The organism is Streptomyces sp. NPDC047869 (assembly GCF_040704065.1).
GTDB lineage: Bacteria > Actinomycetota > Actinomycetes > Streptomycetales > Streptomycetaceae > Streptomyces.
The window spans coordinates 19,682-30,554 of record NZ_JBEYRK010000053.1; the positions used below are offsets into that span (position 1 = coordinate 19,682).

General features: G+C 68.2%; 4 protein-coding genes and 2 pseudogenes. 4 read left to right on the forward strand and 2 right to left on the reverse strand.

The features are described 5' to 3' along the window. Window positions 1-118: 118 nt before the first annotated feature. Together AB0924_RS37770 and AB0924_RS37775 are read right to left on the reverse strand one after the other, a co-directional pair. Window positions 119-5,926 carry a hypothetical protein gene (locus AB0924_RS37770; RefSeq protein ID WP_366913918.1) on the reverse strand — a complete coding sequence of 1,936 codons (5,808 nt, stop codon included), beginning with the start codon at window positions 5,924-5,926 and terminating at the stop codon, window positions 119-121. A 514-nt stretch (window positions 5,927-6,440) separates the two neighbouring features. After that, window positions 6,441-6,641 (reverse strand): annotated as a pseudogene (locus tag AB0924_RS37775) (ATP/GTP-binding protein); the annotation flags it as partial. A gap of 1,211 nt (window positions 6,642-7,852) precedes the next feature. Between AB0924_RS37775 and AB0924_RS37780 the strand changes: the two are divergent. The 4 genes and pseudogenes from AB0924_RS37780 to AB0924_RS37795 form a co-directional block, all read left to right on the forward strand. Continuing rightward, window positions 7,853-7,977 (forward strand): annotated as a pseudogene (locus AB0924_RS37780) (SAM-dependent methyltransferase); the annotation flags it as partial. A gap of 56 nt (window positions 7,978-8,033) precedes the next feature. After that, a complete protein-coding gene (locus tag AB0924_RS37785; protein WP_366913919.1) occupies window positions 8,034-8,612 on the forward strand; it encodes a dipeptidase in 579 nt (192 codons plus the stop codon). Window positions 8,613-9,090: 478 nt separating this feature from the next. Continuing rightward, entirely contained in the window at window positions 9,091-9,786 is a 696-nt protein-coding gene (locus AB0924_RS37790; protein WP_366913920.1) for an alpha/beta hydrolase, read from the forward strand. Window positions 9,787-10,072: 286 nt separating this feature from the next. Further along, window positions 10,073-10,609 (forward strand): SMI1/KNR4 family protein, encoded by a 537-nt coding sequence (locus AB0924_RS37795; protein ID WP_366913921.1) that lies wholly within the window; start codon window positions 10,073-10,075, stop codon window positions 10,607-10,609. Window positions 10,610-10,873 lie beyond the last annotated feature (264 nt).

The following is a 10,873-nucleotide window of genomic DNA, read 5'->3' on the forward strand; positions in this document are numbered from 1 at the left end:
GGGCCCGGAAGCCGAGCGAGATCCTCGTCCATGAGGTGTCGGCCGGTCCCCGCGGCAACCGGATCGGGTATGGAAGACCCCGGTGCCGCGGGGTCCGCGGCACCGGAATTCACAGCGTTCACTGCGCGGGCCCGATCGTCTTCAGCGCCCGGAAGGTGACCGGGTCGAGACGGACGCCTCCGGGCTTGTTGGGGTCGAGGACCGCCAGGCCGTCCAGGCGCTTCAGAAGGCGCTCAGCGGCCTCGAGGGGGTCGTCGTCGCTCTGGTCGAAGAACGCGGCGGCAACGTCGGCAGGAGTCATGGCCGCCTTGCCGGCCGCGTACTCCTCGTCGCTGTAGAACTGGGCCCACGCTGTCAGGCGGGAGACGTCAGCGGGGGTGAGACCGGTCGCCTCCAGGTGGGCTGTCGCGGCCTCGGGGGTTCCCCACAGCTTGCGCAAGCTCTGCAGGACCTCCTTCTGCCGCATACCGGAACGGACGTTGTGCATGGCGGTCTCGACCAGACCGGGCCACCCTCCGGTGGATTCGATGAGGCCACGTCGTTCTTGCGGGGAGCCGAACGGCGACTCCGGCCAGGCGCGCACACCGTCGACGGTCCATCGCTGCGGTAGGACGAGACCGGCTCCCGTCTTCTCCGCTTCCGGCGTGGTGTCCGGCGAGCAGAGGACCACGGCGTGCCGGCGGGGCGTGCCGGGAGCCGCGTCGGTGTCGTGTGTCCTACCACCGGTGTGTTTGACGAGTCGCTCGGCGGCCTCCCCGACCTGTTCGGCGTTCTGGCCCCGCAGGTCCACGAAGATGATGCGGGAGCCCTTGCGGCGTGAGTTGGCGGTGATCGCTTCGGTGAGGTTGTCGCCGGGGCCGACGCTGATGATGTCGAGCCCGTACCCGCCGCCGTACAAACGCAGTCCGCGCTCGACGGTGTCGTCGCCGAGCGCCCGGCTGCAGGGTACGAGTGTGGTGCGGGTGGGGTGACTGAGCATGTCGCCGAACTGGCCCTCGGTGAGGGGGCTCATCCGCTGGACGCCGCGTGAGGTGCCGATGGACCGACGGGCGGCACGCGGGTTGTAGTCGTAGGGCAGGTCGAACTCGGTGTCGTTCAGCTCGCTCTGAAGCTCGTTCCGGGTGCCCAGCATGTTGACGACGTTGGGGCTGCGCATCGCGTAGGCGCGTTCCTCGCCAGGAACCCGGATGAGCAGGCCCAGGCCGACCATCTCGTCCAGGAAGATGGTCAGCTGGCGTTCGCTGTTGAGGGGGAAGCCCTCTTCCCAGATCTCGTGGGCGGCCTCCAGCAGCTCGCTGGGCCGGGAGGCGTGCGTGTAGCCGTCCTCGAGGCTGCGCAGGGCGACCAGGAGTGTGAGCACACGGTAGCGGTCCTCCAGGTTGATGGTGTAGCGCAAACGTTCCGCGATGAGTTCGCGGACCCGCTCCAGGTTTGCGACCGCCTGGACGTCGTCCCAGGTGATGGGGGCGTGACGGCCGTCGGCGGGCATGGCGCGCTGCTGCATGTAGGCGACGAGGTGGTCGCAGAAGATCTGCACCAGGTTGGCCTGGTAATTGGTGACACCGAGGATGTGCCAGACCAGGTCGGGGGTCTCGAAGGTGAAACCGACGGCAGCTAGGGGCTCCTCGACGAGCCCGACGGCGGCCTGCGGTTTGAGAGGACCGACGAGGATGCCAGGGCCGCCGTGCGCGGTGACCACGTTGGTGAGGTGGTTGAAACGCTGGACCTGGTGCAGACCGGCGAAGACGACCTTGAACGACCGGCTGGTGGTCTCCATCAGGCGCTGGAGCCGCTTGACGGTACGGAAGGTCGACTGACCACCGCCGGTGTAGACGGCTTGGGCGTCGGCGGTGAGGAAGGCGTCGGCCTCGTCCGCGAGCAGGAGGACACGGCGGCCGGGTTCGGCCTCAAGCCACTGCTTGACCGCGTCGGCGATCACCTCGACGTCGACGGCACGGTCGGAGACGTTCCTGCCGATGACGCCGCGACCCTTCAGCTCGACGAGCAGAGCCCGCCAGATGCCCTCAGGGGGTTCGGCATGTCCGATGTCGGCCTTGAGCAGGTCCATGTAGACGGCGATGTGGCGGTCCGGGTCGCCCTTCTGGAACACCTCGACAGCTTGCCGCAGGAGGGACGACTTGCCGAGCTGGCGACCGCCGAAGAGGAAGATTGACCCGTCGGGGCGGAGGATCTCCTGCATCTCCTCGGCACGGCCCTTGAAGACCTCCGGAGGAACGAGCCCCGCAACGTGCGGAGTGTAAGGGGTATATCCGGTCCAGGGCAGAGTGACGCGCTGCGTCCCGCGGAACGAGCGCGGGGCACGGGCGGCGACCCAGCCGACGACGGCCGGGTCGACGACCAGGGCCTGCTGGCCGCGGTCGCGGGAGGCGAGCGCGAGCTGGCGGCGTCCCTCCGTGCCGAGTGGCTGCAGGTAGAGGATCAGGTTGGCGCCGATGGCCGACTCGGGGAGGTGACGCAGCGGGCCTTCGCCGCGCAGTTCGTCGGCGATGACGACGACCTTGTACATGTGGCGCGCCTGGGAGCCGAGGGCGGCGACGTAGCCGGGGGTGCTTTCGGTGATGTCGGCTCGCACGCTGAGCCGGGTGACGCCGTACCGGGCCTCCTCGACGTTGGACTCGTTCACGGTCAGCCCCAGCAGGCGCAGTACGCTCTTGACCAGTCCGCGGACCTTCCGCTGGTCCCGCTCGCCGATCAGTTCCTCCCAGGCGCTGAGTCCGGAGAGCGCGTTCTGCACCAGCGGTTCGTCCTCCGCATAGTGCTGGGCCCACCAGCGGGCCCCGACGCCGCGACGGATGGACTGTGGAGCCCCCGGGTGGGCTACGCCCTTCAGGAAGCGGATCAGCTCCTCCCCGGCAGGTTCGGCGGGGGCGGGCAGCCCCTCACCGCGGCGAGCGAACGACAGCAGTTCTTCGGCTGCCACCGTCTTGCCGCGGTCCAGCAGCCGGTGAATGCGCCTGTACTCGGCCTCGGAGAGGTGAGTCGCGCCGAGCTGGCGGTAGAGCTTCGCGGTCTGCTGTTGCTCCAGGTCGCGCAGGTCGCGGCCGATGGCAGCGATGGCCCGGAAGCGCTCCCCGAAGCGGCTGCCGTGGGCATCGCCCTCCAGGTCGAGAAGGCGGGCGGCGAAGTCGTGCTCCTCCTCGGGCTTCAACAGGTTCTGCACCCGGATCTGGGCGAGGAGCAGCTGGGCGCTTCGGTGTTCCTCGGCGCATTTGCGTTTCCAGGTGGCGGACGCGTCCGCGATGCGCTGCCGCCACTCGACAAGCTCCGCGGCCGGCATGACGGCGCCGACGATCCGCCCGTGTTCAAGCCGTTCGAGCAGACGGTCGGCGAGGTGGAGGTCGCCCGCGTCCCGGTGGCACCGCAGCGCGGCGGCGGGGGCGGCCGGGCCGAGCAGACCCAGCAGCGCCTCGAGCGCGTCCGGGCGCTCGAGGTCGGGCTCGTCCTGCTCCTCGTGGACGCGCCAGCACAGCGCGGGCAGATGCAGCAGGCCCTCGGCGGACGGCCGGAATCCCGTGTCGCGCGGTTCGGGAGCGTAGGAGCCGTCGAGCCAACGCAACAGGAGCTCAAGAAGTGCTCCGCCCGCACCGGGCATCGGTTCGGCCTGGCGTGCGTCCGCGATCGCGCGCATCAGGTCCCGGCCGATGTCACGACCGCCGGACGGGCGGGGGGACGAGGCAATGCGCAGCGCTGTCGTCAGCAGGTCCCGCACGGTCTTTATGTGGGTGCGGAGCTGTTCGCGGGCCACCGAGTGGATGTCGCTCTTGGACTGCTTGGGCGTTCGCTTGGCCCGGTCGGTGATGTCGATGATCCGGTCGGCGGCGTCGGAGCGTTTGTAGTGCTCCTCCATCTCCTTGGCGAGTTCCTTCGCCTCGATCCGCCCCTCGGCCCAGCCCTGGATCAGCTTCAAGGTCCGTCCGAGCCGGCCGTCGGGCGCGGCGAGGGTCTGCAGGACGATCGTGCCGCGCTGGAGCTTGATGGTGCGCATCGGCAGGTCCAGCGCGAGCTGCTGTGCCCGGTCGCCGATCTCCTCACGCCGGTCCGTGACCGGAGCCGCCGGCTTGCCCAGGTCGCCCGGCTGTAGCTCCGTGGACTGCCGTACCGCGTGCACCAACTCACCCAGCACGGATGCCCACGGCTCGGGAACACCTGGCATGGACGTGAAGGCGGTGAGGAAGCTGCTCGCCCAGCGCGCCGACAGACCACTGCGGATCGCCGCGGTCAACAGGACCAGGTAGGCGTCACGGTCGTCGTCCCAGGGGTGCTCCTCGTCCGACGCCTCGAGGAGCTCCTCGGCCCGCACCTGGAGGTCGGACGCCCTGGCCGGGGAGGTGTGGAAGGCGGCGTCCGCGAACGCGAGCGCGAGGGTACGGTGAGCGGGGGCGCCGGCGGCGCGGGACAGCCAGTAGGACTCGGCCAGTCGACCCTCTTTGACGAGGGCCTCCACCGGGGAGGGAGCGCCCGCCCAGACGTCCGACGCGGCGGGGACGGTGGGGACGGACGGTTCGTCCGCCGTCGTCCCCTGAGAAGCGACGGAGCGTCGCAGGACCGGCACGGCGGCCGGGGTGTGAGCTGCCGGCAGCGTACTTTCCGCCGAGGGTCCGGTGGACGGATCGGCGGGCTGGGCGGCCTCGGGCCACGCCACCTCCCGGACCGGCCCGGGTTCGCCGGTCCCGACCGTCGTAACGGCGTCGCCGCCGGAGACGAGCCCCTCGGCACCTGCCGCTTCCCGTTCCTGGAGCCCGTCCTGTGTCTCCTCCGACTCCGTTCCCGTGACGGAACCGGACACCTCTTCCTGAAGGGCGGGTTCGGCCTCTTCCGCCGTCGCGGACGGCGACTCGGCGCCGCACCCGTGAGCGGCCTCGGGACGGAGCGTTTCAGGCGCCTCTTCGAGGCGGATGCCGACCGGTTGCGGAAGGAGCTCGGATTCCGGCTCGCTGTGGGACTCCGTCTTCGTCCCTCCGACGTGGGCGCTGTCCTTCACGTCGGCGGGACGCACGGCCCCGGTGGTCGGTGTGTTCCCGCGAAGACCCCGGAGATGCTGCTCGAACTCGGTGATCTGACCACGGAGGCTCTCCCGCACCAGATCGTTCGTGGCCATGTCGAACATGGTCCGAACCTCGTCCAGTGCCTGTTCGGTCTCCCTGATCTGCCGGTCGGTCTCCCGCTGACGGCCCTGCTCCTCCCGCAGCCGCTCGACGAGACCCCGAGCTGCGGACCAGTCCTGGCCGTCACCCCACCCCTCTCGCGCTCCGGCGGCCGCGAAGGCCCGAGCCAGAGCCCGGCGTTCCCGGACCCAGGACACCGTGTCGTGCAGGAGTTCCCCATCGTCGACCAGCCACCCGTCGCGAACAGCCGCGGCGAAGGCTTCCAGCCGTCCGGCCAGCGCCGTTCCGGCTTCGTTCAGCCGTACGATCTCCAGCTCGACTTCGTCGGCGTCCGGTTCCGCCACGTCCTCGTCTCCGTCCTCTTTTTCGGGAGCCGCCGTGTTGCCGTCGGGTTCCGACCGTGTCCCCTCGCCGAGGTCCTCCTGCACCCGGTTCGCACAACACAGCCGTCTGTAGTCGGCTTCCGTGAGAGCCGCGGTTTCACTCAGCGCGCCCTCCAGAAGCTCATCCGCGTGACTGTGCGTGAATCGGTGGGCGGGTGCGTCGGAGAAGAGCGAGAGGCCGTGGAGCATGAGCTGGGCCAGGTCAGGCGGCAGCTCCTTCAGCATGCGGGTGAGCTGTTCGAGGTCGGGGTCTTGAATCTGGTCCTCGTACCCCAGCTCGCACAACCGGGAGTTGGCGAGCGCCATGCCGCACGCACAGATGTTGAGCAGCAGTTGTTCCGGTGCTCGGGTGACCCACATGCGGACACCGGCCGCCTTGCGCAGCTTCGCGGCCGCTGGGCCGCCCCCATACTGCAAGGCAGCCGGACCGTGTGCCTTCTCGACGTGCCGGAGCAACGAGAGCACCAGATCGGGCGCCTCCTGCAAACACTGCCGGAGCGACGAAACCGAGAACACCGTGGAGCCCCCCTTGCCATGCGCTTCGCGCGCACCTTTCAGCCCGGATATCCGCCGGGTGACGCCCGACCGCGCTCCCCACACGGCCTGGTACGAGCCCTGCGCCGTACAACCTGCGATGACGGCAAGTCCTGGACACTACTGGACATGCAGGGCACTTCCGAGACGGATCTTCCCATGTCCAGGCGGCCACTTCACAGCCCTCGGTCCACTGAAGTATTCGATCGTTACCGAGGGTTGGCCCTGACCGCCGTTGCGAACCGATCGCCTGCGTGCGGAGGTGACTGCCGTGACGGCCTACGCCGGTAACGCTTGGAGGGGGGTTTGTTCAGAGGCTGGGTGGTTGGGTTGAGGTGGGCGGATATGTGGGCTGGGGTTTTGTGTTGTGTGTGGAGTGTGGCGGGGTGGGTTGTAGGCAGTCGACGAGGGGCGCGCGTCCGGCGAGTTGGGCGCCTCTCACACCGGTGAAGAGGGGGGTGTCGGTGACGTTGATGCCGGCGTAGACGAAGGTGGCGGGGAGGCGTTCGGTGAGGTCTTTCAACAGGTCGGCGGTCTGGGCGCCGGTGATGGTGCGAGGGTTGAGGCGGTGGATTTCGTCGATGAGGACCGGCCGGAGGTGGTGCGCGGTGCCGGGCTGGACCGGTCCTCACTGCGTGAAGGTGGAGCTGCGCCGGCCACTCGCTGGCCGTGTCCTCCTCGATGCCCTCACCGGCCGACCGGTTCCGTATGACCTCAACGGGCCGACACCGAGCTGGACCTAAACGCAACAACGAGTGCTTTTACCAGCCGGTCTACCCCGCCCACTCGGAGGGACCCGTGGGCCCGGGGTGCTCGGCACTGGGCTGGGCACAGTCCAACGGGACGGCTACAAAGTCACCGCGCCAGACGCTGGACCGCGATCGGCTGCCCGGCCCCGGAGCCAGCTGGAAGCGGCGAGAGCGCGGAGGGCCGATCCGGTTTGCCCAACCGCTACCGGTCACGGAAGCCCAAGCGGCTCAGTCGTGCGGTACTGCGCCGGGCGGTCCTGCACCTGGTGAGCACACCGGCTTTCACTAGCCTCCGGAGCGCCCAGCGCGCCTGCTTCTCCTGCTGCCGTTGGTGACCCCTCCCCGTGTCCGGCGTCGCAGAAGGCGGTGACGGCACGCTGGTTGTCCCATAGGCCACCGAGAACCCCTGGCACTGCCGCTCGTCGAGCGCGGCCGTGAGGCTGACGTGGGTCTGCCAGACGGCGGGGGCCGAGGCCACCGCCTCGTCCGTGGTGCCGTGGATCTCCGAGGCGTCCGCCGGGATCGGCCGCCCGGGGTTCATAGGGGGTGTCCAGCAGGACGTCCCCGGAGCCGGAGATGACTGCGAGTTCCACCACGCACGCCTCCGGGTCGCGCCCGGTCGTCTCCGCGTCGAGGACCACCAGGGCTTTGTCCGCGAGCGCGGCCGCCGCCCACTCCGGCAGTGCGAGCACCTGCCGGCGCCGGGCCCCGCGCCGCCGCCCGCTCCCGCTTGCGCTGTTCGCCCTCTGCCCGCTCGCGTTCCTCGCACGGCGGGCACCACCGCGGCGACCACGGGCGGTAGATGGCGTTCGGGGCCGCTTCGCGGACGGCTGTATTAGGAGGTTCGCTTTCACCTGGACTGCCCCAATATCCGGCGTTTCTTAGAGTGCCGGGTTGTGGTGCTCCTGCTGCTGGAGATGCGGGTAGATTCTTGCTGGTCGGGCGCGGTGATAGGTGAGGCGGGAAGTGGCTTGCGCCTGTCTCATCCCAGGAAGCCCAGTTTTCGCGGCCGTGTGCTTTCGCTGTCGTCGCTGCGCGCCTGGACCTCCGAGGCAGGCAGGCCGGTTTCCGGATCTCCGTCATCAGCGAACCGCCCCCTGCGCCAGGTGCCGAGAAGCTGTTCCCCGCTGAAATCGCGGCCCGAGGTTCCTGTGCTTCCTGTTCTTCGTCCTCGAGGCTGTCTAATCAGTGAGTGAGTCAAAGCCCGTTGAAGGGGCGCAAGGCCACGAGATGATCGCGTCATGACTGAGATCGTTCTGATGTCCGACCCGGTCGCAGCCGTTCCTGTTCAGGAGTGCGGTGAACGGCTCGTGGATCTGCGGCGAGATGGCCACCTGCTGGTCGACGAGCGGAAGTGGCAGGACTTCGCTGGTGCCTTCGCCTATCTGAGGGAAGGAGTGCTCGACCGCCTCGTCGAAGGGCAGATGCTGCTACCTCGAGGGATGCGGCTGCTGTTCGTCGAGGGGTATCGCCCGCCCTCCCTTCAACGTCACTACTTCGACCAATACGCAGCCCAGCTGGGTGCTGAACATCCGGAATGGTCTGCGGACCAGCTCCGCTCGGCAGCCAGCCGCTACGTGTCCCCTCCTGAGATCGCACCACATAGTGCCGGGGCAGCCGTTGACCTGACGCTTGCTGATGACGACGGGTGCGAACTCGACCTCGGTACGCGTGTGAACGCGACTCCGGAGGAGAGTGCGGGCGCCTGTTACACGCAGGCCATGCTGGCTTTTGGGAGGAGGTCATGGACGAAGAATATGAGGCGCTTGAGGTGTATCGACATGAGTGTAGAAAATTTTGGCCGACTCCGGCGATGCTAGTTCTCAACTCACCTGAAGGCGGTACGCGGAAACCAATGACTGACGCGCCGCACAGTAGACGAGCGGACGTCGGCCAGAGGTGACGCGCAGCCCCAACTGCCAAAAGGAGTGGCGCCCGGTGTCCTTGGCTGATTCCCTCACTCGCAAGTGGGTGCCGGGCACCTGCTACGCGTCCCAGCCGAGGAGCCTCTGCGGTGCGGGCTGCGCATACGGAGTTGATGTTGTAGATGCATGGTGAAGTGGGGGACTGTCGGCCGCTGGCCGGGAGAGTGGTCTGCCATTCGTCTGTAGGCACCTCTTCGGGTCCCACCGCACGGATCAGAAGTGGTCCCACGGAGTAAGAAGTTGATCTGGCTCCTCGGCGGTCAGGGAGCCGTGAGAGGCCCGGCCGGATGGGACTGGTGGCAGGCAAAGTCACGCGTTCTGCTGTTGGCCAACACTGTCGCGGCTCCGATGGCATGGGCGACAGGATCGTCCCATGCAGCCGATCTTCGTTCTCGTGCACAGTCCGTCCGTAGGCCCCTCGACCTGGCGCCCCGCAGCCGAACACTTGACGGCGGCGGGATACCAGGTAGAGGTGCCCTCTCTGCTTCACATCGGCACCGGTGCTCCGCCGTTTTGGCCCCGCATCGTCAGTGCCGTCCGCGACGAGCTCCGGCAGGTCCCGGCTGGGAGCCCCGTCACGTTGGTGGGACACAGCAATGCAGGCTTGTTTCTCCCGGCGATCCGCTCGGGCCTCGACCATCCGGTGACCAGCTCGATCTTCGTCGATGCCGCGCTGCCGGCCCAGATTGGGCCGACCCCTGTCGCCTCACCCGAGTTGCTGGAGTTCCTCATTCGGATGGCCGTGAACGGCAGGCTGCCACGCTGGACCGACTGGTGGGACGAGGCGGACGTCGCACCCATGTTCTCCGATCCGACGATGCGACAGACGATCATTGAGGAGCAGCCCACTCTGCCGCTGTCCTACTACGAGCAGCACATCCCGGTCCCCGACGGCTGGAATGACCATCCCTGCTCCTACTTGCTGTTCGGCCCTCCGTATGAGGACCTCGCCGCCGAAGCGCGCGAACGCGGCTGGCGTGTGGCACACCTACCCGGCGCGCATCTTCATCAGATCATCGATCCTGTCGGCACAGCCCGGCACCTCGTCAAACTCGCCACCACCACGTGATCCACTTCCGTCACGCCCTCCTGACAGTCTGCGTGAGCGGGCCGCAGGTAGGTCCGCGACGTGCCCTCTATCTGCTCGATGCCGAAGACGATGCGCACCACCTTCACCTGGGACGGCGCACCCTGTGCGAGCAGACCGTCCACAGTCATGGCTCCGCAGAACTGGTGACACACCATCGAGGCTCACGGCAACAACGGACTGCAGATGCACCCGCGCGGCAGCAACGGCGGGGGAACCAACATCTTCACCATCTGGATCCGCAAGCGGTGACGTAAGGACCCCTCACGTGACTCCCGACCTGACCCGACTCACGGAAATGCTCACCTCCTCTCAGGGCACCGCGCCTGTCCCGGATTGGGCCGCCGCGGAGACCGCTCTGCGCACCGGCCTGCCCGCGGACTACAAGGAGCTCATCGAGACGTACGGAGGGGGCTTCATCGACGGCTACCTCCTGCTGCTCGAGCCGAACTGCCCCAGCGACGTCCACGACCTCCTCAAGATCTCCGCGGAGCGCGAGGAAGCCAATGACTCGTTGTGGCAGTTCGAGGACAAGCCCGAAGAGATGGAGTCCCCAGGCAGCCGCCTGGTCTGCTGGGCCACCACGGACAACGGTGAATACCTGTACTGGCTCGTGCAGGCGGACGACGACCCGGACGCCCGCACCATCATGATCAACAGTGAGTCGGGGGAAGACTGGGAGCGGTACGACATGACGGCGACCCGCTTTCTGGGAGCCGTTCTCGCCGGCGAGGTCCGCTCAGAGATCGTTTGGGACAAGTTCCCGCTGCCAGAGCACCAGTTCCGTCCAGCGTGCGAGATGTAGGCCTAGTGACCTGAGTCGGAGACTCGGCGCCAGTTGGGTGTGAGTCGTCCTGGGCCGCGGGTCCCGCTGCTATCGGTCACCGAGGCCCAGCGTGAGGTGCTGCAGTCGTGAGTGCGCCGTTCTTCGACCGCCCAGCGGCGACGCCGAGGTGGCGACGCCGACTCGCTCACTGGTGTGGGCTGGTGGCGGGGGTTGGATGGGGTGTGTGTGTTTGCGGCATCCGTCGCCGGGGTGGGCGGGTCGGGGGTGGGTGGCGGGGTCGGG